The organism is Pseudomonas sp. GM102, from assembly GCF_000282555.1.
Classification (GTDB): Bacteria; Pseudomonadota; Gammaproteobacteria; order Pseudomonadales; family Pseudomonadaceae; genus Aquipseudomonas.
Genome location: NZ_AKJB01000012.1, coordinates 159,351 through 184,310 on the forward strand (window position 1 = coordinate 159,351; position 24,960 = coordinate 184,310).

20 protein-coding genes and 1 pseudogene are annotated in these 24,960 nt (G+C 59.4%); 8 read left to right on the forward strand and 13 right to left on the reverse strand.

Annotation, left to right across the window (positions count from 1 at the left end):
- The 8 genes from PMI18_RS25840 to PMI18_RS25805 all read right to left on the reverse strand — a co-directional run bounded on the left by PMI18_RS25840 (window position 1) and on the right by PMI18_RS25805 (window position 11,225).
- Window positions 1-936, reverse strand: coding sequence for a SphA family protein (locus tag PMI18_RS25840; protein ID WP_007895822.1), 936 nt, complete (start codon window positions 934-936; stop codon window positions 1-3).
- Window positions 937-1,014: 78 nt separating this feature from the next.
- Window positions 1,015-1,998 (reverse strand): helix-turn-helix domain-containing protein, encoded by a 984-nt coding sequence (locus PMI18_RS25835; RefSeq protein ID WP_007895823.1) that lies wholly within the window; start codon window positions 1,996-1,998, stop codon window positions 1,015-1,017.
- A gap of 147 nt (window positions 1,999-2,145) precedes the next feature.
- Window positions 2,146-4,569, reverse strand: coding sequence for an efflux RND transporter permease subunit (locus PMI18_RS25830; protein ID WP_007895824.1), 2,424 nt, complete (start codon window positions 4,567-4,569; stop codon window positions 2,146-2,148).
- 52 nt (window positions 4,570-4,621) lie between these two features.
- On the reverse strand, window positions 4,622-5,725 hold the full coding sequence (locus tag PMI18_RS25825; protein ID WP_007895826.1) for a WD40/YVTN/BNR-like repeat-containing protein: 1,104 nt from the start codon (window positions 5,723-5,725) through the stop codon (window positions 4,622-4,624).
- Between the two features lie 69 nt (window positions 5,726-5,794).
- The gene (locus tag PMI18_RS25820; RefSeq protein WP_007895828.1) at window positions 5,795-7,156 is read right to left on the reverse strand and encodes a DUF1329 domain-containing protein; all 1,362 of its coding nucleotides are present in this window, start codon (window positions 7,154-7,156) and stop codon (window positions 5,795-5,797) included.
- 15 nt (window positions 7,157-7,171) lie between these two features.
- A complete protein-coding gene (locus PMI18_RS25815) occupies window positions 7,172-8,821 on the reverse strand; it encodes a DUF1302 domain-containing protein (protein ID WP_007895829.1) in 1,650 nt (549 codons plus the stop codon).
- 101 nt (window positions 8,822-8,922) lie between these two features.
- Window positions 8,923-9,690: a coniferyl-alcohol dehydrogenase gene (locus PMI18_RS25810; RefSeq protein WP_007895830.1), complete on the reverse strand. Its 768-nt coding sequence runs from the start codon at window positions 9,688-9,690 to the stop codon at window positions 8,923-8,925.
- A gap of 59 nt (window positions 9,691-9,749) precedes the next feature.
- Entirely contained in the window at window positions 9,750-11,225 is a 1,476-nt protein-coding gene (locus PMI18_RS25805; RefSeq protein WP_007895831.1) for a benzaldehyde dehydrogenase, read from the reverse strand.
- Window positions 11,226-11,510: 285 nt separating this feature from the next.
- Here PMI18_RS25805 and PMI18_RS25800 point away from each other — a divergent pair, with 285 nt between their 5' ends.
- Entirely contained in the window at window positions 11,511-13,286 is a 1,776-nt protein-coding gene (locus PMI18_RS25800; protein ID WP_007895832.1) for a sigma-54-dependent Fis family transcriptional regulator, read from the forward strand.
- Between the two features lie 126 nt (window positions 13,287-13,412).
- The gene (locus PMI18_RS25795) at window positions 13,413-14,309 is read left to right on the forward strand and encodes an alpha/beta hydrolase (protein ID WP_007895833.1); all 897 of its coding nucleotides are present in this window, start codon (window positions 13,413-13,415) and stop codon (window positions 14,307-14,309) included.
- Window positions 14,310-14,350: 41 nt separating this feature from the next.
- On the opposite strand, the gene PMI18_RS31825 is transcribed toward PMI18_RS25795, so the two are convergent.
- Both PMI18_RS31825 and PMI18_RS31830 read right to left on the reverse strand, forming a co-directional pair.
- The gene (locus tag PMI18_RS31825) at window positions 14,351-15,214 is read right to left on the reverse strand and encodes a methyl-accepting chemotaxis protein (protein ID WP_443200861.1); all 864 of its coding nucleotides are present in this window, start codon (window positions 15,212-15,214) and stop codon (window positions 14,351-14,353) included.
- Window positions 15,209-16,006, reverse strand: a pseudogene (locus tag PMI18_RS31830) (MCP four helix bundle domain-containing protein); the annotation flags it as partial. The gene PMI18_RS31825 and the pseudogene PMI18_RS31830, both read right to left, overlap by 6 nt.
- Before the next feature lie 216 nt (window positions 16,007-16,222).
- Between PMI18_RS31830 and fliB the strand changes: the two are divergent.
- The 4 genes from fliB (at window position 16,223) to PMI18_RS25770 (ending at window position 19,995) form a co-directional block, all read left to right on the forward strand.
- Window positions 16,223-17,398, forward strand: a complete 1,176-nt coding sequence (fliB, locus tag PMI18_RS25785; protein ID WP_007895835.1) for a flagellin lysine-N-methylase — start codon at window positions 16,223-16,225, stop codon at window positions 17,396-17,398.
- 182 nt (window positions 17,399-17,580) lie between these two features.
- Window positions 17,581-18,345: a substrate-binding periplasmic protein gene (locus PMI18_RS25780; protein ID WP_007895836.1), complete on the forward strand. Its 765-nt coding sequence runs from the start codon at window positions 17,581-17,583 to the stop codon at window positions 18,343-18,345.
- Window positions 18,346-18,406: 61 nt separating this feature from the next.
- Window positions 18,407-18,790, forward strand: a complete 384-nt coding sequence (locus PMI18_RS25775; RefSeq protein ID WP_007895837.1) for a CesT family type III secretion system chaperone — start codon at window positions 18,407-18,409, stop codon at window positions 18,788-18,790.
- Complete coding sequence (locus tag PMI18_RS25770) at window positions 18,787-19,995, forward strand: T3SS effector HopA1 family protein (RefSeq protein WP_007895838.1); 1,209 nt, start codon at window positions 18,787-18,789, stop codon at window positions 19,993-19,995. The genes PMI18_RS25775 and PMI18_RS25770 overlap by 4 nt, the downstream gene beginning before the upstream one ends.
- A 363-nt stretch (window positions 19,996-20,358) precedes the next feature.
- Here PMI18_RS25770 and PMI18_RS25765 read toward each other — a convergent pair whose 3' ends face one another.
- The 3 genes from PMI18_RS25765 to PMI18_RS31005 form a co-directional block, all read right to left on the reverse strand.
- Window positions 20,359-20,937, reverse strand: coding sequence for a GNAT family N-acetyltransferase (locus tag PMI18_RS25765; protein ID WP_007895840.1), 579 nt, complete (start codon window positions 20,935-20,937; stop codon window positions 20,359-20,361).
- Complete coding sequence (locus PMI18_RS25760) at window positions 20,934-21,401, reverse strand: RNA polymerase sigma factor (protein ID WP_238542578.1); 468 nt, start codon at window positions 21,399-21,401, stop codon at window positions 20,934-20,936. Before PMI18_RS25760 ends, PMI18_RS25765 begins: the two co-directional genes overlap by 4 nt.
- A gap of 143 nt (window positions 21,402-21,544) precedes the next feature.
- A complete protein-coding gene (locus PMI18_RS31005) occupies window positions 21,545-21,733 on the reverse strand; it encodes a hypothetical protein (RefSeq protein WP_157221662.1) in 189 nt (62 codons plus the stop codon).
- Window positions 21,734-21,838: 105 nt separating this feature from the next.
- On the opposite strand from PMI18_RS31005, the gene sctW reads away from it, so the two are divergent.
- Together sctW and sctV are read left to right on the forward strand one after the other, a co-directional pair.
- On the forward strand, window positions 21,839-22,870 hold the full coding sequence (sctW, locus tag PMI18_RS25755; protein WP_238542579.1) for a type III secretion system gatekeeper subunit SctW: 1,032 nt from the start codon (window positions 21,839-21,841) through the stop codon (window positions 22,868-22,870).
- Window positions 22,867-24,960 (forward strand): type III secretion system export apparatus subunit SctV, encoded by a 2,094-nt coding sequence (gene sctV, locus PMI18_RS25750; protein WP_007895853.1) that lies wholly within the window; start codon window positions 22,867-22,869, stop codon window positions 24,958-24,960. Before sctW ends, sctV begins: the two co-directional genes overlap by 4 nt.

A 24,960-nucleotide genomic window follows, 5' to 3' on the forward strand; every position in this document is an offset into this window, starting at 1 on the left:
TCAGAAGCTTTGGGAAACGCGCAAGGCGACGGTGTAGCCTTCGGCGCGGTTGCGCGCGCCTTGCTCTTTGTAAAGATGCAGCCAGACTGGCGGCAGCCCCGGTTTGAAGTAACTCACCGCCGGGCCCACGGCCAGCACCCGGGCACGATTGCCGCTGGTCAAGGCGGGAGCGTCGTCATCCGTGAATTGGCGGTAGTAGTACCCGCCGATGCCTGCGGTCCAGGGGCCAAAGTGCTGTCCCACGGCGAACTCATGACGGTACTCCACGCCGCTTTTGTAGTCGGTGTCCGGGTTGCGCGTGTTGACGTCCACCTCGAAGCTCGACGACACCTCGAAGCCGGTGTCGCTGATGTAGGTCGCGTTGACGATGGGGGAAAAAGTCCAGTGATTGAGCCCGGGGGAAATCAGCCGGTTCTTGTCGTAGTCGCCGGTGGGGGCCTGGATCTGAAACTGGGCGTTGATGAACAGGTTGGGCGACAGGGTCCACTGCAGGATCAGCGGGAGGAATTGCACATCGGCCAGACGGAACGGATCGGCCTCAAGCTTCAACGGACCGCCCGGCGTCGGCACCTCCAGGGAAGCGTCCATCTTGAAAAAGGGCACAACCGTGCCAAAGCCGTACTTGGCGCCCAGAACGCTGTAGTCCGTCATGCGCATGTAGGCCAGGCCGATCGACAGTACGTCAAGGGAGAAGTTGTTGTCGGAGGAACGCCCGTGGCGGTCCTTCTGCACATTGGCCGAATAAAAGGCTGTGCGCAGGCCCAGAGTGCCGAACGGCGTGGCCGGCGGCATCATCCCTGCGCCGAAGTCATAGACCCCTACAGCGGTGGTCGGCGCCCCGTTTTCAGTAGCCTGTGCTGCGGTGCATAGGCTGAACAGACCCAGGGTGACCAAGGTGACGCGACTGACGTTTGATTTGTTGTTGTTGTAAATCATCGAATGCCCCTCCCAACCAAATGGTGTGGGCCATCCTAGTAACGACCCCGGGAGGCGGGTTATCCGATTTCAGCACAGTTAATGGCGACGCAAGGTCTGCGATGGCGTCTCACCGAACAAGGTACGGTAATCACTGGCAAAGCGACTCAGGTGCCAGAACCCCCAACGTGCCGCCACCTGTTGCACTCCGTGCTCATCAATGCTGTCTCGCAGTTCGCGGCGCACCGCATTGAGGCGCAATGCCCTCAAATACGCCACCGGATTAATGCCCAGGGTTTCCTGGAAACAGTACTGAAGTTTGCGTCGGCTGGCGCCGATGTGATTGCACAGATCAAGGATCGACAATGGCTCGTCCAGATGCCCCAACACGTATTCTCTGGCGCGATCGACCATGCGTTTGCGCGCCGTCGGGCTCAGGGGCGGTGCCTGGTCCGGCGCGACTAACTCCAGCAGTTGCACCATCACGGCGTCGCGGATGCCATGACGGATCGCCTCATAGCCCAGCAGGCTATCGTGCCCCTGATCGGCACTGGCCAACTCATCGAACAGTGCCGCCAGCTCTGCCTGCACCGAGGACATCCCCAAACGGTAACACTTGGGAAGATCGGTAATTCGAAACCGGGCGCCCTGGCGCTCCAGCACATGTTCAAGGGCCTGAACTTCAACCGCCACCCCCAAGAGATCCAGATGCTCGGGCGTGCGCAGATCGGGCAGGTGGTCACCATGGGCCACCAGCAGGCTCTGCTCATGAATCGGATGCCCCGCACAAAACACCGGCCCCTGTGAACTCAACGGCACGCTGAAGGTAATGGCCCCTTTCCAGGCGCTACCACTCTTGAGCATCGACTGATTAGAGCGGTCCCGCACCAGTTGCATCCAGCCTGCGCGAAACTCGATCAACTCGCCTTCGAAACGTCCTGGCGTCAGCTGGTCATAGCGTACCTGCCAGCCGCCCATGTTCTGTGCGTGCTGATCGATGTCATTGGTGCGATAGCGATGAATCACCGCGGTCATGTCCGGCGTGCCGGTAGCGACTTCCACGCCTGGATTATTGTTATTCATGGACCTGTCCTGTTGGGCACACAAGGCTTACAGACCGTTGAGCACGCAAGTTCCATTCCGCCGGACCGAGCAATGGCGCAATTGTGCCGAAAACGGCTACTCGCAACGACAGCACTCCATCCCGGCCCTTGCTCTTTACCGAGTGCTTCAGCCCTCCTTGACCCACTGCACAAGCACGCTCGCCTCAGGCTTTTTTGCGAAGACCTTCTGCGGCAGCAGCAGCCAGGCCAGTGCTGGCAGCAGGATCAAGGCACCGAGCATGTTCACCAGGAACATGAAGGCCAGCAGGATGCCCATGTCGGCCTGGAATTTGATCGGCGAGAAGGCCCAGGTTGATACTGCAACCGCCAGTGTCATGCCGGTCAGCAGAACCACTTTGCCGGTGAACAACAGCGCCTGGTAATAGGCCTGTGCCAGAGTGTCACCGGCACGCATTCGAGCCAGGATCACACTCAACACATAGAGCGCATAGTCGATGCCGATGCCCACGCCGAGCGCGATGACCGGCAGTGTCGCCACTTTTACTCCCATGCCCAGCCCCACCATCAGCGCCTCGCAAAGAATCGAGGTGAGCATCAGCGGCAGCATCGCGCAAAGGGTTGCACGCCAACTACGGAAAGTCAGCAGGCACAGCAGGCTGACCGCGCCGTAGACCCAGAACAGCATCTCGTGCATGGATTTTTTCACCACGATATTGGTCGCGGCTTCGATACCAGCGCTGCCGGCGGCCAGCATGAATTTGACCTCTGGCACCTGATGCACAGCGATGAAGGCCTCGCTCGCCTCCACCACCCGATTCAAGGTATCGGCCTTGTGATCGGACAGGTAAACGTACAGCGACAACATCGAACAGCCCTGATTGAACAGCTCCCGCGGTGCACGGGTTTGCACAGCGCCCAGCGCGCCGTCATTGGGGATCAGCTCATACCACTTGAAGTTGCCTTCGTTGTAACCGGCCGTGGCGATCTTACTCAGCGCTGCCATTGAAGTGGTCGACTCCACGCCAGGCAATTGCTCCAGTTGCCAGGCCAACGCGTCCACCGCAGACAGGCTGGCGTAGCGCGTGCACTGATCTTCCGGCGTCTTGATCATGATTACGAAAATATCCGAACTGGCCGCATAGTTTTGGGTCATGAACAGCGCGTCGCGGTTGTAGCGCGAGTCGGCGCGCAACTCCGGGGCGCCAGGATCGAGATCGCCGATCTTCAGGTTAAGGCTCACGGCAAAACCGAACGCTGCCAGCAGCAGGCCGCCCAGCATGGCGCCAATGGCCCAGCGCCGTTGGGTGAACAAATCGAGCACACGCCACAACGGATGCTTGATCTGTGCCTGCAACTCGGCGGTTTCCGAACTCAGGCTGCGTTGCGCCGCTGTCGGGCTGACACCGATGTAGCTGAGCAGGATCGGCAGCAGAATCAGGTTGGTGAAAATCAGCACCGCCACGCCGAGGCTGGCGGTGATCGCCAGGTCCTGAATCACCCGGATATTGATCAACAGCAACACGGCGAAGCCCACCGCATCGCAGAGCAACGCAGTCATGCCGGCGGCGAACAGTCGGCGAAAGGTATAACGCGCCGCCACTACCCGATGGGTGCCACGACCGACGTCCTGCATGATGCCATTCATCTTCTGCGCGCCATGGCTCATGCCGATGGCGAACACCAGAAACGGCACCAGCGCCGAGTACGGGTCCAGCTCGTACCCAAGCGTCGCAAGCAGGCCCATCTGCCAAAGCACGGCCACCAGCGAACAGGTCACCACCACCAGGGTGCTGCGCGCGCAACGGGTGTAACCGTAAAGCACCACCACGGTCACCAACACAGCCATCACGAAGAACAACAAGACCTGGGTCAGCCCCTCGATCAGGTCGCCGACGATCTTGGTGAAACCGGTGATGTGGATTCGCAGTTCATCGGTCTGGTACTTGTCCCGCAGCGCCTCCAGCTGCCGGGAGAACTCACCGTAATCCAGGGCTTTGCCAGTTTGCGGACTGATTTCCAGCAGCGGCACGAAGATCACGCTGGACTTGAAGTTACCGGCCACCAACTGACCGACCTCACCGGAGCGGGCGACGTTGGTCCGCACCTGCTCGATGCTGGTCGCCGAGCCATCGTAATCGTCGGGGATCACGGTGCCGCCATCGAGCCCCTCTTCGGTCACGGCGGTCCAGCGCGTGGTCGGGGTCCATAACGACTTCATGTAGGGGCGGTCGACACCCGGCAGCAGATAGAGCTCGTCGTTGAGCCTGGCCAGGGTGTCGAGGTAATCCTTGGTGAAGATGCTGCCCTGCTTGACCTCCACTGCGATCCGCAACGAGTTGCCCAGACCGCTCAACTCGCTGCGATTCTCCAGGAAGTTGGCGACATAGGGGTGCCCCGTAGGGATGGTCTTCTCATAGCTGGCGTTGATACCGATGCGCGTGGCTTGCCAACCGAGCACCAGCGTCACCAGCAGACACAGCAGGATCACCAGCGGCCTTTGGTTGAAGATCATTCGCTCGGCAAAGTTGCCCGACGCCTGGTCGAAGTCTTCCAGGCGGCCGATCACGGTTTGGGTTTTGTCGTCTTTCAAGTCTGACTCCTGTTGCACGGGCCATGGCCCGATAGCGCTACACCGTGAAGTTTCAAGGTTTGCCGGAGGCCCGCGGATCCTGATCAGTGGCCACGCCACTCAAACCGACGCTGGCCAGACTGCCGTCGGCTGTCTGTTGCACCGCAGCGACCGTCCCGCCGTTGCGGCTCTGGCGCTTGTCGAAGCTGCGACCCTGGTCATGACTGAACAAAAGTTCACCGCTCTGGCTGGCCAACAGCAGGCTGCCGTCACGCAGCTCGATGGCGGTCGCCAGTGTTGATTCGATGCCGGTGTCGAGGCGTCGCCAACTGCTGCCACGGTCCTCGGACCACCAGGCGTTGCCGCGCAATCCATAGGCAATCAACGCTCCTGCGCGGGTGCCGAGCAGGCCGAAGAAGCTGCCTTCATAAGGTGATTTCAGAGGCTGGAACGAATGCCCGGCATCGGTCGAACGCAACAACAGACCGCGCTCTCCTACCAGCAGCAAGTCGTTACCCGAAGCACGGATCGCATACAGGTTCAGGCCCTGCGGATTGTTCACATGCTGCATCCACGGCCGCCAGTTTCGCCCGCCGTCGTCGGTCCGATAGATCTGGTTATAGGCACCCACGATGTAGCCATGCAGGCGGTCACTGAAGTACAGGTCGAGAAACGGTTTATCCGGCCCGTCATCCAGCATCTGCCGTGCCTGCGCAAGGTGGCTGGCGCCGCCCGGCTGATCGGCATCGCGCTCCGCGGCCTGCACCGCCAGCGCGGCGGCACGCTCACCGTCGAGTTGCTTGTGCCAGGTTTCGCCACCGTCCTCGGTGTGCAATACCACCCCCAGATGACCGACCGCCCAGCCCTGCTCGGCATCGACGAATTGCACCGCGGTCAGGCTGACGCTGACCGGCACACGGGCCTGGCGCCAAGTCATTCCAGAGTCATCCGAGAGCAACACGATGCCGCGCTCGCCGACCGCCACCAGACGCTCGCCAGCCCGGGCCAACCCAAGCAATACCGCGCGCGCGGCCTTGGCGGTCGGCAGTGCCGGTTGCTGTAGCACAGCAAACGTCGCGGCCTGCGCAACCATGGACGTGCTCGCCAACAGACACAACGCCAGGGCGCAGGCACTCCATCGCAGACCGAAACTCGCAAAGATTTTTTCAACGTTCATGTCTTTATCCTGCCTGGAAAATCGCCAGCGACCGCGACGAGTTTTTCGCTCGTCACGGCGCTCCATGGTTCAACGCATGTTTTCGTTGGCCATGGCATCCGGTGTGTAAAAGGAAGCCGAAGGTTTTGCGATCGTCTGGTACTGGACCGCCAGATCGTTGCTCGAAGAGTTAAGGAAGTAGGCGCCGGTATCGAGGTTGTAGCTGCCCCACATGACTTGCGCAGTGAGCGCCGGCAGGTCCGGTGCCAACAGCGTCAGCGAATACATCTGCCGGCCCAGTTTGCCCTGGGCGTCATACCCGTCGACCATCAGGATCTGCCAGGAGTCCTCGTCGACGTAGTAGGTCCGATGCGGCACCACATGGCGCTTGCCGGATTTGAGCGTGGCCTCGACCACCCAGACCCGATGCTTCTCCCAGCGCACCAGATCAGGATTGAGGAAGTTCTGTTTGACCAGGTCGTCGCTCTTGGCCAGGCCGGCGCGATTATTGTTGTAAGGGACGATCAGTTCTTTCTTGCCCGCAAGCTTGAGGTCGTAGCGGTCGGTAGGCCCGAACAGCATGAACGCTTCGTCAAACAGACCGACGCCAGAGGTGACGAAGTCCGGGGTGTCATAGGCGATGTTCGGCGCTCGGCGTACCCGGCGCTGACCGACCAGATACTGCCAGGCTGCACGGTTGGCCGGGTCCATGTCCCAATGGGTCATCAGGCCTTCGCCGGCCTTGGATGACGGCAGTTCGGTCAGCAACTTGCCAATCTGGTACTTGCCGGCAAAACTTTCCAGGCTGCCGCTTTCGGAGTAGTAGGGAAACTGATAGCTGAACAGCGCTCGGGTCGCCTGGACCTTCTTGCCACCGGCGGTCATCAGCCAGGTATCAAAAGGTGCGCTGATGGTCTCGCCGCCCTGCCAGGACAACCGGTAGTTCCACAGCACCTGCGCGCCGTTGTCCGGGATCGGGAACGGGATACCGCCATAGGCGCTGCTGACTTTCTCGGTGTCCACATCCAGCGTGGCACGGGTGGCATTTTTGCCGGTGTTGTCATACACCCATTGCGGGGCCGCTGCCGAGCGATGGGTCGGGTATACGTCCAGGCGATAGTCCGGGTATTTCTTCAGCAGGAGCTTGGTGCCTTCGGCCAATCCGCTGGCGTACTGCTCCATGTTCGAGGCCTTGATCGAGTACAGCGGTTTCTCGCCGGCGAATGGATCGGCACGTTTGTCACCCGGCTTGTAGCCCGGCGCGACCTTGGTGTAGCCGCCATCCCAGGCCGGGATGCTGCCATCGGCATTGCCGGCGCGCTCGCCGCCAAGGGGCGTCAGTTCAGACTTCAAACGTGCAGCCTGTTCAGGCGACACCGCTGCCTGCGCCAGACTGATGCCGGCCAGGGCCAGGGTGAGGACGCAAGTGTTGAGAAAAGCGTTGTTCTGCATGGCGAATCCACCTTATTAGAATGAGGTTTTCACGTAGAGCGAAACGAAGTCACGGTCGGCCAGCGACTGCCCATAACTGAAATTGCCGTCCTCGCGCAGCCCGGCTTTCGGCGCACCGAAGAAGTTCACGTAGTTGAGGCCGACATCCCAGCGTTGCAAATACGTGGCCTTGAGCCCGACACTCCAGTCACCAGCATGGGTATTGCCGAAGCCCGACTTGTTGACGGCCGAAGAACGCCCGTCGAGCACCACGCCCATGCCGATTGGCACGGTCAGGTCGATCCCGTCGACAACCTGGAAGTACGCAGGCTCCATCAATACCCGCAACGCAGTGGCATCGCGGGTGGTGTTGGAATCCAGGGCCGCGGCGTTCTCGGTGACGCTCAGGGTTCGGTTCCAGGCCAGTTCGGCCAGCGCCGAACCGCCATCCCAGAAAGCGCCAGGCGATAACAGGTAAATCGCCGACAGGTTGGCGTGAGCGGTTTTACCTCGGGCAAACAGTGAGTCATCGCCGCCATCGGCCTCCATGCCTGGGGTCACCACTTGCAGGTTGCTCACCAGCGGCGCATTCCAGCGCACGGAGGTTTCACCGGCAAAGTTGAACGGCCCATAGGCGGTGGAGAAGCTGACGCCGGCAGTCTTGATATCTTCGGCGTAGACCTGACGATAAGAACTCAGGATCGGCAGCCCGGTGGCTGCCGCGGCTGCACCGTCGAGGTAGGCGTACAAGCCGATCGGGGCTTTGTCGTGATACTGCGCGGCGTAGAAACCCAGCTCCAGTTCGGTCCCGGTCGGTTTGAAGCGAATCTGCATGCCGCCCTGCCCCGAATTTCGTGGCTTCAAATCGCCGCCATTCACGGTGTCGTTGCCGAACACTTCGCGCAGGGAACCGCTGCCATAACCGATGGCATCGACATCGCTCAGGTAGCTGCCGGCGCCGGGCAGATTGGAACGTTCCCACTCAAACTGGTAGTAAGCGCCCACCGACAACTGCGGGTTGATCTGCAACTGCCCGGAGATCTGATTGACCGGGCGCAGGATCTCCTTGAACTGAGTCCCCGGCACGCTGAGCAACTTGACTACATCGGTCGGGCCTTGGGCATTGGCGATGCCGTTGCCACCGTAGAACAGGCTTTCACCGTAGATCAGGCTATGCCGGCCCAGACGCACCACGCCCTGGGAGTCGTCACCGAGGTCACCGCGCAGGAACACGAAGGCGTCGAGAATTTCCGCGTCACGACCGTGGAGCTCGCGGGTTTCGCTGAGGAAATGCGGCTGCTCGCTGCTGTCGGTGTCCTGGTTGTAGATATCGTCGTACCAGGCCGCGCCGCTCACACGCAGCCCATAGTTTTGCCGGCTGAGGTCCATTTCGGAGAACAGATCCAGGCGGTTGGAGACCAGGCCGCGGCTGAAGTTTTTATCGCCCTGACTCTGGATCGAGGGGTACAGGCCATTGGCGGTCGGTGCGTTGACCAATCGGCTGTCCTGACCTTGCAGACGCCAGGCCTGGCTGTACTTGATGGTGTTGTCCCAACGCAGTTTCCAGTCCGAATCCCCCAGGTCCATTTGCATGGCCTCGGCCCTTTCGATCATCACGCCTGCACTGCATAACGCCAGAAACAGGGTGCAATGCTTGAAACGAAAGCAACGTTTAACGTTGTCCATGGACGCTCCTCATTATTTTTATTTTTGGCATGGCTTTGCACGTGTGGCGCCAGCCAGGACGCTCAGTGAGCGGCTTGCGCCGCTGTCTACAGGTGTGCGTTTCAGATGTAGGTGGAGGCCAATCCGCCATCGACAGCCAGGTTGACGCCGTTGATCCAGCGCGATTCGTCGGCACACAGGAAAGCGATCACCGCCGCCACCTCATCGGCATAACCGGGGCGCTTCATGCGATGGGCATCGGCCTGGGTTCGTGCTTCACCGAGCATGCTCACGAAGTCGCCAAGGATGGGCGTGAAGACCGGGCCCGGCGCCACGCTGTTCATGCGCACTGAATGTTCGAGAAACCAGGGCTGGGCCTGCAGGTAATTCCAGACGATCAAGGCTTCCTTGAAATACTGGTAGCAGGTCGTGTCCGGTACCGGGTGCTCGGCCAGCCAGGCTTGCGCGGCGGCGAAACCTTCGATGCGCGCCAGCGCCTTGTGCAACTCCAGGCGTAATGGCCACTCGGCGCCGAGGATCGAGGCGATATTGACGATGCTGCCGCCAGCGGTGATGCGCGGCAGCAATGCCTGACTCAGGTGACGCAACCCCAGGTAGTTGACCTTCGCCAGCAGTTGCGGGTTTGCGGTGCCCGGCACCCCGGCGATATTGCACAGGCTGTCGATTCGCGCCGGCAGCTGCGGAAGGAGCCGGTCGATGTTCTCGGCGCTGCTCAGATCACCCTGAACAAAACCGTCCAGGGTCATGTGCGGGGCCTTCAGATCGACGCCAATCACGTGGGCGCCGTGGGCGCGCAGCAGGCTTGCAGTAGCGGCGCCGATACCCGAGGAGACCCCGGTCACCAGCACAATCTTGTTGTCGAGTTTCATGTTGAGTCCTCTTATTATTTTTGTGTACTCGCCCGACCTCGTCGGCCTGGTCCTGTCCGTCAGAACGGGTAGCGTGGCGCCTTATCCTTGACCGTCACCCATTGCCATTGGGTGTATTCGTCCCAGTCGGCCGGGCCGCCAACGCTGCCGCCATTTCCCGAGCTGCCGCGCCCACCGAACGGGTTGATGCACTCGTCGGCCACCGTCTGATCGTTGATGTGCAGCAGACCGCAATTGAGTTGCTCGCCAATCGCCATCGCGTGCCCGACCGAAGGCGAAATGATCCCCGCGGACAAGCCATACTCGGTGCGGTTGGCCAGATCGATGGCCTCATCGTCGCTGGCAAAACTCACCACCGTGGCCACCGGGCCGAAGATCTCCTCGTCGAATGCGCGCATGCCCGGGCGCACGCCGGAAAGCACCGTGGGTTGATAGAACAGCTGTTCAAACTCGCCGCCGGCTTGCAGTTTTGCCCCGGCAGTCACACTCTCCGTGACGATTTCATGCACGCGTTGCAACTGTCGTTTGTTGATCAAAGGCCCCAATACCGCCTCGCCACGAGCGGCATTGCCGACCGTGATAGCCCGGGCTTTTTCTGCCAGCCGGCGGACCAGTTCCTCAGCAATCGATTCATGGGCCAGGATGCGTCCGGTGGCCATGCAGATTTGCCCCTGATGCAGCCAGGCACCCCAGGCGGCATTGCTCGCCGCCAACTCAAGATCGGCATCCTCGAGCACGATCAACGAGTTCTTGCCGCCCAACTCCAGGGCGACTTTTTTCAGATGACGCCCAGCCAGCTCCGCGACCTTGCGCCCGGCGGCGGTAGAACCAGTGAACGCGATCATCCGAACATGCGGGTCGCGGCACAGGGCCTCACCGGCCACTGCTGCGCCCGGCAAAACCTGCAGCAGTCCCTTGGGCAGACCGGCCGCCTCGAACAACCGGGCAATGATGAAACCGCCACTGACCGGGGTCTGCGGATCGGGCTTGAGCACCACCGCATTACCGGCCGCCAGCGCCGGTGCCACCGAACGCAGGGAGAGCACCAAGGGAAAGTTGAACGGCGAGATCACCCCGACCACGCCATGGGGCAACCGCCGTGCATAGGACAAACGCCCCGCTTCACTTGGGAGAACCACACCATGGGGTTGCGACAGCAGACCGGCGGCCTGATGCAGCAAGACGATCGCCTCGCGAACCTCATGTTCACCCTTGAACAGGCTGCCGCCGCTTTCCCGGGCGATGTACAGTGCCAGTTCGGCAAAATGTTGCTGGGCCAGGTCTGCGGCTTTGCGAAAGATCTCTGCACGTTCCCGTGGCCCCAATGCCGCCCAGGCCGGTTGAACACGGGCGGCAGTCAGGGTGGCAAACGCGATGTCCGCCGCATCGGCTAAACCGGTGACGGTCAGTACCTCGCCGGTGGCCGGCTCGACGACTCTGTTCACGCCGCCCAATGGACGTATCCAGTCGCCATTGAAGATGCGTTCGCACCACAGCTCGTCCCGCAGAAAATCAGATGGTTCACTTACCGACATTTCGGTCTCCCGGCTCTTGTGTTTGTAATTGCCTGACGCGCCTCGCGAAAACGATGCAGCGTCGTGAAAGCACTAGAGCAAGGGCTGTGCCGACTTCCTCCATTGCCACGCGTTTTAAGTGGCGACGGCTCTGGCCTGAAGGTTTGAGAGGAGCACTGATTGAATAGGGCAAGGCGTGTGGCGCCCGGTCGGCACCCGGCCACTTGTCCAAATGATAAAGTTATGTTTAATAACTGTTTTGCTAATTGATCATTTCGATCAGTGGACTCGCCCAGGGGCATAACAATGAACAATCCCCATTCGCTGCTTCCTCATCTCGCGGTGCAGGAGGAACATTTCTCGCCCCGGGGAGACAGTACGCAACTGGCCGAGGGCAACTCACCGACCCTGGCCGAGTTGACCGAATGCCTGTTCTTTTCCCCTGTCGACGGACGCATCTGGCTTAACGACCAGCGCATGTTGCTGTTGCACAGTTCATCCTTCGGCGCGCTGCGGCGCGAGATTATCGAGCGCCAGGGACTGGAACAGACCCGCGGTCTGTTTACCCGCACCGGCTATCTGTCCGGTGCACGCGATGCGCGATTGATCCGCGAGCGCTGGCCAGACGCCGATGCCGCGGCGGTTTTCTCGGCAGGCACGCGCCTGCACACGCTCGAAGGCATGACCAAGGTCGAACCCCTGCACTTCAAATTCGACGCCGACTCAGGCTTTTACGAGGGTGAATTCCTCTGGCACCACTCCTGTGAGGCCGACGAACATATCGCCGCCTACGGGATCGGCCAGGATCCGGTGTGCTGGACCGAACTGGGCTATGCCATCGGTTATGTCAGCGGGCTGTTCGGCCGCCTGGTGATCTTCCGTGAAACCGAGTGCCGCGGCATGGGCCATGAGAGCTGCCGGGTGATCGGCAAGACCGCCGAGCAATGGGGCGATGTCGAACAGGACCTGAGTTATCTCACCGCCTCGCCCTCCAGCGTGGCGTCCAAACAGCCTCAAGCCCCGGCGCCCGCCCCCCAGGACGACGACAGCGAAAACCCCGGCGGACCAAAACCCATTGGCGCCAGCGCGGCCTTCAATGCCGCCACCCTCGCCTTGCAGCGCGTGGCGCCGACGCCCGCCACAGTGTTGTTCAGCGGCGAGTCCGGGGTCGGCAAGGAATTGTTCGCCCGTCAGTTGCATCAGTTCAGCCCACGTCATCAAGCACCTTTCGTGGCCCTCAACTGCGCCGCGATCCCGGACAATCTGATCGAGGCCGAACTGTTCGGTGTCGAGCGCGGCGCCTATACCGGCGCGACCCATTCGCGCCCTGGACGCTTCGAACGCGCTCACGGCGGCACACTGTTTCTCGATGAAATCGCCAGCCTCAGCTTGCCTGGGCAGGGCAAGCTGCTGCGTGCATTGCAAGAGCGTGAGATCGAGCGCATCGGTGGCAGCCAGCCGATCAAGGTCGATGTCCGGGTGGTGGCGGCCACCAATGTCGACTTGCGCAAAGCCGTGGCGGCCGGAGACTTTCGCGAGGACCTGTTCTACCGCCTGAACGTTTACCCCATCACGTTGCCGCCACTGCGCGAACGTCGTGACGACATCCCGTTGCTGGTCAACGCGTTCCTGCGGCGCTACTGCCAGGCCTACGCGCGCAAGCCGGCCGGGCTGACCATGCGCGCGCTGAAGGTGTTGTTGCGCTATGACTTCCCCGGCAACGTGCGGGAATTGCAGAATCTGGTCGAGCGCGGCCTGATCGCCAGCGAAGACGGTCAAGCCATCGATCTGGTCCACCTGTTTCGCAACGAACCCATGCCGCAGGAGGCGTACTCTCTGGACGGCAATGGCAGTCTCGCAGCCACTGACCCGAGCCCCGCCAGCACACAGCCTCGGCCGGCCTTGCTGGAAACCCTGGCTCGTCTGGAACACGGCTTCTCCATTGAAGGACTGGAGTCGCGCTTGATCGACGAAGCACTGCAAAAGAGCGAAGGCAACCTGGCCGCCGCCGCGCGGTTGCTGGGGTTGAGTCGTGCGCAGTTTGCGTACCGATTGAAGAAGTACCGACAGGCATCGGCCTGATGCAGGCCGACCTGGGGATGAAACGAAATTATCTTGCCAATATAGTTATTAACATTAACTATGTTGGAAGTTAACTTGTTTGACGGAAGCCCCCATCCCATCTCGGTACAACGATCAGGAAGCCACATGGCCCACAACACTATCGACGGCCTCATCGAACAACTCAGCCAACTGCCGCCCCTCGGCTCGCTGACGATCGATCAACAACGTCAACAGGCAGAACAACTCTTCGGCAGCGCTTCCTGTGCCGAGGGCGTGACCTTTGAGGGCGCCAACCTTGCCAGCGTCAGCGGGCTTTGGGCCATTCCCACGGATGCCCGGCCTGACTTCGTGTTGTTGTATCTGCATGGCGGAGGCTACTCGTTCGGCAGTGCCCAGGCCTATCGCCCGCTCACCAGCCAATTGGCAGCCCGCAGCCGGATTCGTACCCTGTGCATCGATTACCGCCTGGCCCCGGAACACCCTTTCCCGGCCGCCGTAGAGGACGCTCTGGATGTCTACCGTGCACTCCTCGAAAACGGTGTGAACGCCGAACACCTGGTGCTGGCCGGAGACAGTGCCGGCGGCGGTCTGTGCATGGCTCTGATGCTGGCTGCCAAGGCCGCGGGTTTGCCGCTGCCTGCGGCTGCAGTAGTGATGTCGCCCTGGGTGGACATGGCTCAGACAGGAGAGTCGTGGAATTTGCAGAAGGCTCGAGATCCATTGCTCGGCCCGCTTGCTGGCAAGACCCTTATGGCCGACACCTATCTGCAGGGCGCCGAGCCACTGAATCCGCTGGCTTCCCCCCTGTACGGTGACCTTCAGGGTCTACCGCCGGTGCTGATCCAGGTGGGCAGTCGGGAATGCCTGCTGGACGATTCAACCCGGCTCGCCAGCCGCCTGGCCAGCGCCGAAGTGGCGGTCCACCTGGACGTCTGGCCGGGAATGATTCATGTCTTCCAGACCATGAGCGATCAACTCGAAGAAGCCCACCAGGCACTGGACCAGATCAGCGCCTTCCTCCTGCGGCACCTGGGTCGTTGATATCGGCCTGGGCGTGTTCTATCTATCGCTGAAGTTTTCTTTCATAACGAAAACTTCAGCACCATCTCCCGCAAGCCCTGAGCCAGCCTGGACAGTTCACCGCTGGCCACGCTGGAGCGACCTGCATCTTCGGCGGATTGCATCGAGAGTTGGCGAATGTTGACCAGATTATGATCGACCTCCCGAGCCACTTGGGCCTGTTGCTCGGCGGCGCCGGCAATGAGCAGATTGCGTTCAGTGATCAGCTCGACCGCAGCGGCAATTTCGTCAAGGGCGCTACCCGCAGAATTGGCGACTTCGAGCGTGCTTTCAGCTCTGCTCGTGCATTGACTCATGGAGTGTGTGGCATCATCGACGCATGTTTGAATACTGGAAATCATGGCTTCAATCTCAACCGTCGACGCTTGAGTTCTGTGCGCCAGCGCCCTTACCTCGTCCGCCACAACGGCGAAACCTCGACCACTTTCTCCGGCACGGGCGGCCTCGATGGCGGCATTGAGTGCCAACAGGTTGGTTTGATCGGCGATGTTACGGATCACATCCAGCACCCGGCCGACTTCCCGGCTTTTATCGGCCAGCCCCAGGACCAACACCGAGGTATGACCCAATTCATCGGCCATGTTCTGAATCGCACCGACCGTGGCAAGCACCTGGTCCCGCCCTTGCCGGGAAGAACGATTGGCGATGACTGATGAATCTGAAGTCGACGCGGCATTGCGTGCCACATCATCGACCACCGTACTCATTTGATTGACGGCGGTTGCAGCCTGGATCACTTCGTCACTCTGCTTGTGCATGTGCTGCGTATTTTTCTCGGTAGCCACCTGCATCTGTTCTGCGGAGACGGCTACTTTGTCTGCCGTGTCCGAGATGAGCCTGATCGTGCCACTCAGACTCGACTGCATACCGACCAGCGCATTGAGCAGCCCTGCCAGCTCATCTGTCCCCTTGATATTGACCACTCCGGACAAATTACCGGAAGCAATATCCTGAGCCAGCTTTGAAGCCTGGCGCAGTGGCTGCGTGATGCTGCGCGTCAGCAGCCATGCCATCACCGCACTGAGCAGAATCACTCCGAGTGCCAGTGCCCACATCAGTGCATCAAAGCTTGTCGCGACATCGCGTGCTTGTGCCGCAGCCTTCTGGTTCATCCTTTCTTCGAGGTTGATCATTTGGTTGACCACGCGCAACCACTCCACAAAAGCAGGCCGGGCTTCGGCAAGCAAGACCTCTACCGCGCGTGGCGCTTGCTCGCTCATGCGTAAATGGATGACCTTTTCAATCAACGGTAAGGTATTGACCTCAACCTCTTTAATCGCTGAAAGCGCTCGCTGTTCTTCGTCGGTTATATCGGTGCGCGACGCAAAAATCTTGTCCAGGGCGATGGCCGCTTCAGTGTAGTTGGCCGCGAGTTGTTTTATTTTTTCAAGCTCTGGATAGACATCCTGAATGTTGTTTATCAGCAGGATGTCACGCAAAACGATCGCCCGATCATGCACACTTCCCCGGAAGTTGATGGCGTAGCGGGTTTTCACATTGTTGACGTCATTGATTCGCGTCAATGTGTCCTTGATTTCATGCACGCGACTCATGGCCAGCAGTATGGAAGCGAGCGTCAGTATCAACACAAAGGTAAAGCCCAACCCCAGTTTCTGCCCAACGTTCAGCTTCAGTCCCATGTTGATCTCCCTGCGCATTATTTTATTAAAATAAGAATTCCGTCGTTGGCGAAAAACAAAAACCGAACGATCTCCAGCAAGCCAGCGGTTTCAATTCAGTGGCGGCCCGAAGCGATTCAGTTCCATTGCAACGCGATCAAGATGATCCGAAGTTCCCTCGTTATTTGCTCTTGCTCCATGGAACAACTCCAGCACAACGTCCACTCAGTCTGAAACGAACGCTGGAGATTGTTCATGGGAATTCAGTCCACCAGGGCTTTCAGGTATGTGCAGCAATTCGCGTGTTTGGCCGAACGCTGCGAAGACAACTGCTGCAAGGGCGACTGGCGCATCGCGGTCAGTGATCGCAGTCAGGATTTGTATAACCGAACCTACCCTGAGCTCTTGAACCTGATCGTCAAAGACGATTCCGGCTATCAAATGAGCAGGGCCGGCGGTCAGTGTGGAGCGCTTCAGGGCGGACGTTGCCAGATACACGCGCAACAGGGCGAACAAGTACTCACGGATACCTGTGCCAACTACCCGCGCATGTATCGCCGGATCAATGGCTCGCTGGTGAAGTCGGCGACCATGAGCTGCCCGGAAATCGCTCGTCTGGGGCTGTTTGGCGACGACCCGTACCGTATCGAGGAAAGCCGGCAAGACGACTTCCACCTTTACGGGGCAAGCAACCAGGCGTTTGCTGGCATCGACGCGTCCCACTGGCGTTCAGTGGTCGACTTTCTTCTGCAGATGGCGCTGTCGACGGAACTGTCCACCGGACAGGTATTGCTGCGCCTGCACTGGATCGCCGCCAGGCTGAACGCGTTGCCCTATGCCTGTTGGGCCGAAGAGCTCCCCCTTCAGGCGGCAGGGTATGAACCGCCAATAGCCAGCAGCGAGCCGATCATTGCGGACCCGTTGCTGATCGTGCTGATGAACATTCTGAACGCATCGGGCGTGCCGCCGGCATTGCGTCAACAAATCCTCGGCGCCTCGTTCATCGAGCCCGGCGAAACGCCGGAACAGACTCAATGGATGCTTAAGCCTGCCTATCGAGTCCTCTACCGGGAAAAAATTCATGGCACGCTCGACCCGATCCTGAAGCGTTTCATTGCCGCCGAAATGACCCGCACGGGATTCCCGTTCATTTCCAGTACCAGTGCCGGGCTTGATTATGGGGCGAACCTTACCGAGTGGGCGGCCACACTGGCCATCCGGACCTTGACGCTACGCCACCTGCTGCTTGCCCATTGTGATGCGGACACACGACAGGCACCGGACCGGCAACAAGTGGTTGATCTGGTTTATCGATTTTGCCGGGCGGCCAGCCATAACGCTGTCACGGTAACCGAGAGGACATTGCGTCATGCAATCGGTGACAGGGGCGCAGCGTATCTGGGCGCGCTGATTGGGCAAATAGAGGTTTGAATAAAGAGCAACAAGCGCCCCTGTCACCCAGGGAGGATGTGTCCTGACCTCAAGTCTGCGTAGAATGCCGGGTCGATACCGGATTCAATAACAAACGACGGTCGGCAGACTCATCATCCCTGTGATCAACACCACTGGTGAATTGTGGCGCCCTTTTACGTTCAATGCCTGAACTATCAACCATGAGCGAGAGCTCATGGGTATTAATCGCCAATACAAAAGCGCTTTGCAGGCTTTGTCTGTGGGTATCGCTGCTGATCACCTGTAACGCGCAGGGCGCCTCCTTGCCGCTTGAGTTGTATATCCCGGACGCTCCGCCACTGACGTTTGTCGATGGTTCCAAAGGCCACGGAATGGTCGGAGAAGCCGTCCTGACGGCCATTGCCAACGCGGGTTATGTCGCTCATGTCCATGGGCTTCCCTGGGCCAGATCGCAGAAATACGTCAGCGAGAAGCAGGACCTCCTGATAGCCCCCTTGTCACGTACGCCAGAACGCGAGGATCGCTTCACCTGGATCGCGTCGATCATGCCCATGGAGCGAGCCTTTTTCAGCCTCGACCGGCCAGTGAGCAGCTTTGCGCAAGCGAAAAAAACCTACCGGGTGATTGGCGTCGGCCTGGGCAGTGCGCAGGAGGAAATCCTGCGTGCACAAGGCTTCAGCGACGAGCAGATCTACCCGCTGACCATTGGCGACAATCCTGCGCAGATGCTCTTGAAAGGTCGCATTGATGCCTGGTTCAACGGTGTGCCCGAGAGTCAGTACATCTGGCCGAAGATGTCTGAACGCAAGCTGTTCATGAGCCCCGTCATGAGCCGCGCGGAGCTCTATCTGGCTTGCTCCAGGCTTTGCTCCGAGCAACTGGTGCAAGACTTGCGCAAGGCAGTTGAAACGCTTCGCGATGACGGCACCCTGGCGCGTATACAACAGAGCTATTTGTCGCATTAACGGAACCGCCAGCACCCGCCACACCACTTAGCCCCTATGTCCATCATTAACGGGTTAAGCCATGAGTGGCCTCTTCTACAAAACCTTGCTCAAAGATCTTTCCACCGCCCTCGAGATGCAGCCCTTGGCGTTCGATGCACGAGGGATGTGCGATCTGATCATCGATGACACCTATCCGCTGAAGCTGGCGTGCAATGACCCTCACCAGCGCCTGCTTCTGATCGGCTTGCTCGAGACACCAAAAGACCTGCCGTTGCAGCGCTTGTTGGGGGGTGCGCTCAATCCCCTCGTCAGTGCCGGTCCCGGGCTCGGTTGGGATGCTGGCAGCGGTTTGTATTTTGCCTATCAAAGCATCGCCCGGGAAAAAGCCAGCGTAGCGGTGTTGATGCGTGAAATCGCGACGCTGATCGACTGGATCAAGGGTTGGCGTGAGGCGCGTATATGAATCCCGTGCAATCACGCTTTACCAGTATCGAAGCGCTGAAAGACTCGACTGTCGACGTGCGGGCGCTCAAGGCCCACGGCCGGATCGAGGTCAATGGCAAGCATTATGAAATCCGCGCCGCGGCGGATGGGCAACTCAGTGTGCAACGCCCGGACAAACAGGCCGCCGTGGACAAGTTCTTCAAGAGTGCCAGCCATCTTCTCGGCGGACAGAGTCAGAGCATGCGGATCGCCCAGACGCTCAATGAGAAAGCCGCCGCAGCCTCTGCACGGCCGCAGCTTACGCGCCAACTGGGTGGACGCCTCAATCTGCAACAGATCAACCTGGAGCAAGGCCAGAGCAGTTCCTCGGCGACCGCCGTTACGGCAAAAGAAGGCGAGATTCCCGACGGCAAGAAAGCCTTTGCCAGCCTGCTCGCCTGGACGAAAAAAGCGCAAAAGCTCAAACAGCCCATGCGGGAGACCATCTATCATCTGTTCAAGCAGGAAACACCCAAGTCCAAGCCCATGGCGCCCGACGCGCAGAAAGCCTACATGGAGGGGTTTAAAAAGCTCGAACGCACGGAGGGTATCGATCTGTGGCCCCAAGGGCTGGACGGCATGAACAAGGAAGACCGCCTAATCGGCGTCTACATGGCCGAGCATCCCGGTGCAGGCAAGGACTTCTACCGGATCGTGCCTGAACACTCTCGTCGCACTGAGGAAGACGATACGGGACGGCTGACCATCGGTGTCGAGCCGCGCTATGCCGGCGAATTGGCAAAGGCCATGACGACGCTGATCAAGAGCGAGGGCAATGTCCTCAGCGGCAAAATAGCCGGGCCGGAAATATTTGGCCAACGAACCGATTCGGCCATTCTCTATGTGCGCAGCGATTACGCAGAGACCCAGGCGTTGGGCCGCAAACTACAGAGCATGTTGCCCGCGCAAGCCTTCATCGACCATACCCCCGCGGGCATGCAGTCGGCGGGCAAAGGTCTGGCCTATGCCGAAACGGTCAAGGGTGACTCCAGCAGTCATGGCCTGTCACGAGCAGACATCATTGCGACCGTGCTGAGCGATCACAGCAGCGGCGCCCTGGAGAAAAAGCTGAAAACCGCGCTCGCCGCGAAAGGCTATAACCCGGACAACCCGGCTTTCAGAATGACACCAACACCCATGTTGACTGACACACCGCCATCGCGAGCAGGCTCGCTCCCACATTAAAATCCCGGTGTGCCACTCATTGCATCAACACCACAAATCCCCTGTGGGAGCGTAATGCTGTTCACTTAAGCGAGATTCTTCAGTCAAACCTACCTTTGTGGCGAGCGAGCTTGCTCGCGCTGGGCTGCGTAGCGGCCCCAAAAATCTGATAACAATCGCCGAATTTTGTGAGTGCTCCGCACTCAAGCGCGAGCATGCCTCCCTCGCCACAGGTTTCTCGCTGACTCAAGACTCTCTTAAGTGAACGGCATTACCTGTAGGAGCGAGGCTTGCCCGCGAAGAGGCCGGCACATCCAACATCGATGCTGACTGACACACCGCCTTCGCGAGCACACCCGCTCCCACAGGTTGATCTGCTTCCTATCAAGCGTCTTGATTGAACAGTTGCGCCGGGCTCGAGAGCTCTTCATAGAGCGGTAAGCCAAATAGCAGCACATCGGCACGGGTTTCGCCGAATCGGGCGATGTTGGGCAGGCGCGCCCACAGACGTGCTCCGATGGCCTGAACAATGTGCTGGCTCGGCATGTTCGCGCCCATGATCCATGACACCACCGTTTCCAGGCCATATTGCCTGGCGAGAATTACCGACGCCTGGCCCAGGCGCACGCCCACTCCCCGACCGTAATGGTCAGCGCGCACATAAATGGCGGCTTCACCCGTGTTGCGACACGCCTGGGTGCCCCAACTGAACCGGTTGATCGATAACCAGCCGACCACTTCGCAACCCCGCTCGATGACGTACACCGGCAAGCCGTCGTTTTTGTACAGGTTGATATAAAAGGTGACCTCTTCAAGGGTCATGGGACGGGTCACCGGTGAATTGGCCCCCGTGTCAGCCGTCTCGTTGAAGATCGCCATCATGGCGGGAAGGTCCGCGTCAGTGGATTCGCGGACACCGCGCGGCAGGACTTGCTGGGGAACGCCTTGCTTGAGGCTACTCATGAGTAAACGGCTCCTGCAAAAACGCTGGCCTTCAACTGCTCGCGAGCACGGGACAAGCGCGAGCGTACGGTGCCGATCGGGATACCCAGACTGTCCGCCGCATCCTGATAGCTAATATCGGTTTCAACCACCAGTGTCATGACGTTACGCATGTCCTCCGACAATTCACCGATGGCCTTCAGCGTCCGACTGAGAACACGCTGATGGTCGCTCACATTACTTGGATCATGGCCATGCTCAAGGTTGTTGGCGCCTGACTCTTCCAGTTCGCTACATTGCGGCTGGCTATACATACACTTGAAGTGATTGCGCACAAGATTCATCGCAATGCCAAACAACCAGGTTTCCGGTTTCGAAGCGCCGATGAACTTATGCTGGTTACGCAGTGCTTCCAGGTAAGTCATTTGCATCAAATCATCGACATCGGCGGCATTGAACACCCGCTGAGTAATAAAGCTGCGCAACTTTCGCTCACTGTTTTTTGCCAACGCCCCAACATCCAGATGTATCGAGCCCATCACCTCAGGCTGAACGCTGTTTAGTTCCAAAATTAATCCCTCGCTTCATGCAATTGAAATAGCCAACATGGCGAGAGAGACAGAGCAGCTTACGTACCAGCTTTTATAACAATATAACCACCTGATTTGCTTGCATATTTATAAATCAAAATAGTGGCACCGCGCCATTTGTTGCATTCCAGACACAAACCAAATGCAATTTCTTGCACAACTTTTAAAACAGAAAAAATAGTTAAGCATTCACGGAACTCAACACCTGAAAGTGCCACACAGAACACACATAGACTCTTTCATGGCGTTCCTTATTTATGAAAATCGGTGCTTATAACGACACGCCTGTAATACCGGATTTCATTCCTCCACTCGCCCCCAAAGTAGAACGCGTGGAGGTCCCCAGAAACCCGTTGCTGGACTCCATGGAAGAAATCGGCATGAAGTTCAGCGAGAGTGTCGAACGGCACTCCAAGCGTATCGACGAACGTCACGTGCAGACCTCCCATGCGCCAAGCCGGCTGGAGAGAATCGAGAAGCTGACCGAGCTCTATCGGCTACTCGATCATCCTGACCAACCCAGCCTGGAACAGCAGGCCCGGCGCATGCAGATGCTGCTGCAACAGCAACCCTCGATGCAGGCGATGCTGGCACTGACCCAGGATGATCCGGCACGCACCGACATCGTTTTGCAGCAAACCCTGCGCCTGGCTACCGCCAGTGGCGACGAGAAAGAAATCGCTGACGTGCAGGCCGCTATTGAGGAATTGCGAGCATCACATGGCGACAAGATTCGCGCGGGGCTGAACACTGCCAGCGCCATCGCCTTGTTCAGTCAGGACGCAGACCAACGCAAGATCATTCGTCAGCTCTATTACAAAGCAATCGTCGGGCAGCAGCCCTTGTCCAGCCTGCTGGAGTCGCTGTTCGAACGCTTCAATGAAGAGCAATTCCCCCGGGTGCTGCGCACCTTGCAACGGGCACTGGCCGACGACATCGCGGCCATGGCACCGTCCTTGCCCGGCGTGGCATTACGCTCGATGTTGCGCGGTCTGGGCGCTTCCAGCCAATTGAGCAATATGCTGCAGATCTGTCGCGATCTGCTGGAACGCCTCGCGCTGAAGAACCCTGCCGGTAAAATGACCACCCTGCAGCTGGCTCGCCGGATCGTGCGGTTCTGCGGCAATGGCTTCTTTGCCCGTGACCTTTCCACCCTGACCGAAGAAACCGTCGGCCGCGATCAACGTCTGCAACCGATTTTCCTCAATGGTTTGTTGTCTCTGTTGCAGCGTTTGCCCTTGCCGGTATGGAAAGACAACAAGACCCGGCAGAACAGCCTGCGGTTGATGCTGGGCTTGATGGAGGAAATGTCCAGGCATGAGCGCAAAACCCTTGGGCTTCCCGATGGACAGTCCAAACGATGAACAAGCTCATCTATTGGCTCAACCGGCTGGCCATATCGGCGATGCGCCGTACCGAAATCGTCGGTGCGTTCATGGTCATGGCCATCGTCTTCATGATGATCCTGCCCTTGCCCACCGCTCTGGTGGACGTGCTGATCGCCCTGAACATTTGCATCTCGTCCTTGCTGATCGTGCTGGCCATGTACCTGCCACGACCGCTGGCGTTTTCGACGTTCCCGGCCGTGTTGCTGCTGACCACCATGTTTCGCCTGGCACTGTCCATCGCCACCACGCGCCTGATCCTGCTGCAACAGGATGCCGGGCACATCGTCGAGGCCTTTGGCAGCTTTGTCGTCGGTGGCAACCTGGCGGTCGGCCTGGTGATTTTTCTGATTCTCACCATCGTCAACTTCCTGGTCATCACCAAGGGTTCGGAGCGTGTCGCGGAAGTGGCCGCGCGCTTTACCCTGGACGCGATGCCCGGCAAGCAAATGTCCATCGACAGTGACCTGCGAGGCGGTTTGATCGATGTCCGCGAAGCCCGCCAGCGACGCGAACAGTTGAGTAAGGAGAGTCAACTGTTCGGTGCCATGGACGGTGCGATGAAGTTCGTCAAGGGTGATGCCATCGCAGGTCTGATCATCGTGTTTATCAACCTGATCGGCGGCTTCTCGATCGGTGTCTTGCAGAACGGCATGGAACCGGCGGATTCGATGCACCTGTACTCGGTGCTGACCATCGGTGACGGCTTGATCGCGCAAATCCCCGCCCTGCTGATTTCCCTGACCGCCGGCATGATCATCACCCGCGTGGCCCCCGACAGCCAATCCCTGGATCTGAACATTGGCCGCGAAATCGCAGAACAGTTGACCAGCCAGCCCAAGGCCTGGGTCATCTCCTCGGTGGGGATGCTCGGCTTTGCAGCCATCCCCGGAATGCCCAGCCTGGTGTTCATCACGATCAGCATGCTGTGCCTGAGCAGTGGCTTGATTCAACTGTTGCGCGCCAGCCATAAAAGCACCCAACAGGCCAACGCCGGAGAAGAGCGACTCAAGAACCCTGAGTTGAATGGCCGTGAAGACATCCGCCGCTTCAACCCGTCCCGGGCCTATCTGCTGCGCTTCCATGTCAGTCATCAGGGTAGCCGCGAAGTCGAGCAATTGATCCAGATCATTCGCCAGCGGCGTAACACCCTGGTTCATCGGTTCGGCCTGACCCTGCCCTCCTTCGATATTGAATTCGACGAGCTGCAAAAAACCGACGAGTTTCTGTTCAGCGTGTATGAGGTGCCGCTGATCCGCGCAAGTTTCGCCACGCAAAAACTGGCCGTGGCTTATCACTTGGTCAATGAAGACGATGGCGGCGAACCCGGCGCGCCCGAGCGCGATGAAAGCCAGTGGTTCTGGTTCGATCCCGAGCACCCCATCCTGCTGCGTGACGAGGTCGAAGGCGCCCGTTGCGATGAGCTGATTCTCGAACGCATGAACCGCGCCTTCCAGTCCACGGGGCCGCAATTTATCGGCTTGCAGGAAACCAAGGCGATTATCGGCTGGCTGGAAAGCGAGCAACCGGAACTCGCCCAGGAGCTGCAACGTACCCTGCCCCTGGCGCGCTTCTCGGCGGTGCTGCAGCGACTTTCGTCCGAACTGGTTTCCCTGCGGGCGGTACGCCTGATCGCCGAGACGCTGATCGAGCAAGGCCAGCATGAACGTGACCTGAGTGCGTTGACCGACTATGTGCGCATCGCCCTCAAGGCCCAGATCTGCCACCAGCACAGCGAAGGTGGGGTCATGCACGCCTGGCTGGTGACCCCGGAAACCGAGGTGCTGTTACGCGACGCATTGCGCCAGACCCAGAGCGAATCCTATTTCGCGCTCGAACAGGAACTGGCCGGCGCCTTCGTCGAGCAACTGCGCGAAGCCTTTCCATTGCGTGCCAGACCGGCGCCGGTGCTGCTGGTTGCTCAGGATCTGCGCAGCCCGATGCGCAGCCTGCTGCAGGATGATTTCAATCATGTTCCGGTCTTGTCCTTCGCCGAGTTGTTATCCGCGGTGCAGGTCAATGTCCTGGGACGTATCGACCTGGAAGAGGCACAGGCCTTGCTGGCCTGA

Excerpts from the sequence above, each read along its gene's own strand:
- PMI18_RS25775 (WP_007895837.1), top strand. The coding sequence starts at position 18,407 with ATGAGTGGCCTCTTCTACAAAACCTTGCTCAAAGATCTTTCCACCGCC.
- PMI18_RS25840 (WP_007895822.1), bottom strand. The coding sequence starts at position 936 with ATGATTTACAACAACAACAAATCAAACGTCAGTCGCGTCACCTTGGTC.
- PMI18_RS25810 (WP_007895830.1), bottom strand. The coding sequence starts at position 9,690 with ATGAAACTCGACAACAAGATTGTGCTGGTGACCGGGGTCTCCTCGGGT.
- PMI18_RS25780 (WP_007895836.1), top strand. The coding sequence starts at position 17,581 with ATGAGCGAGAGCTCATGGGTATTAATCGCCAATACAAAAGCGCTTTGC.
- PMI18_RS25820 (WP_007895828.1), bottom strand. The coding sequence starts at position 7,156 with ATGCAGAACAACGCTTTTCTCAACACTTGCGTCCTCACCCTGGCCCTG.
- fliB (WP_007895835.1), top strand. The coding sequence starts at position 16,223 with ATGGGAATTCAGTCCACCAGGGCTTTCAGGTATGTGCAGCAATTCGCG.
- PMI18_RS25815 (WP_007895829.1), bottom strand. The coding sequence starts at position 8,821 with ATGGACAACGTTAAACGTTGCTTTCGTTTCAAGCATTGCACCCTGTTT.
- sctV (WP_007895853.1), top strand. The coding sequence starts at position 22,867 with ATGAACAAGCTCATCTATTGGCTCAACCGGCTGGCCATATCGGCGATG.
- PMI18_RS25765 (WP_007895840.1), bottom strand. The coding sequence starts at position 20,937 with ATGAGTAGCCTCAAGCAAGGCGTTCCCCAGCAAGTCCTGCCGCGCGGT.
- PMI18_RS25795 (WP_007895833.1), top strand. The coding sequence starts at position 13,413 with ATGGCCCACAACACTATCGACGGCCTCATCGAACAACTCAGCCAACTG.
- PMI18_RS25770 (WP_007895838.1), top strand. The coding sequence starts at position 18,787 with ATGAATCCCGTGCAATCACGCTTTACCAGTATCGAAGCGCTGAAAGAC.
- PMI18_RS25805 (WP_007895831.1), bottom strand. The coding sequence starts at position 11,225 with ATGTCGGTAAGTGAACCATCTGATTTTCTGCGGGACGAGCTGTGGTGC.
- PMI18_RS25825 (WP_007895826.1), bottom strand. The coding sequence starts at position 5,725 with ATGAACGTTGAAAAAATCTTTGCGAGTTTCGGTCTGCGATGGAGTGCC.
- PMI18_RS25835 (WP_007895823.1), bottom strand. The coding sequence starts at position 1,998 with ATGAATAACAATAATCCAGGCGTGGAAGTCGCTACCGGCACGCCGGAC.
- PMI18_RS31825 (WP_443200861.1), bottom strand. The coding sequence starts at position 15,214 with ATGCAGTCGAGTCTGAGTGGCACGATCAGGCTCATCTCGGACACGGCA.
- PMI18_RS25800 (WP_007895832.1), top strand. The coding sequence starts at position 11,511 with ATGAACAATCCCCATTCGCTGCTTCCTCATCTCGCGGTGCAGGAGGAA.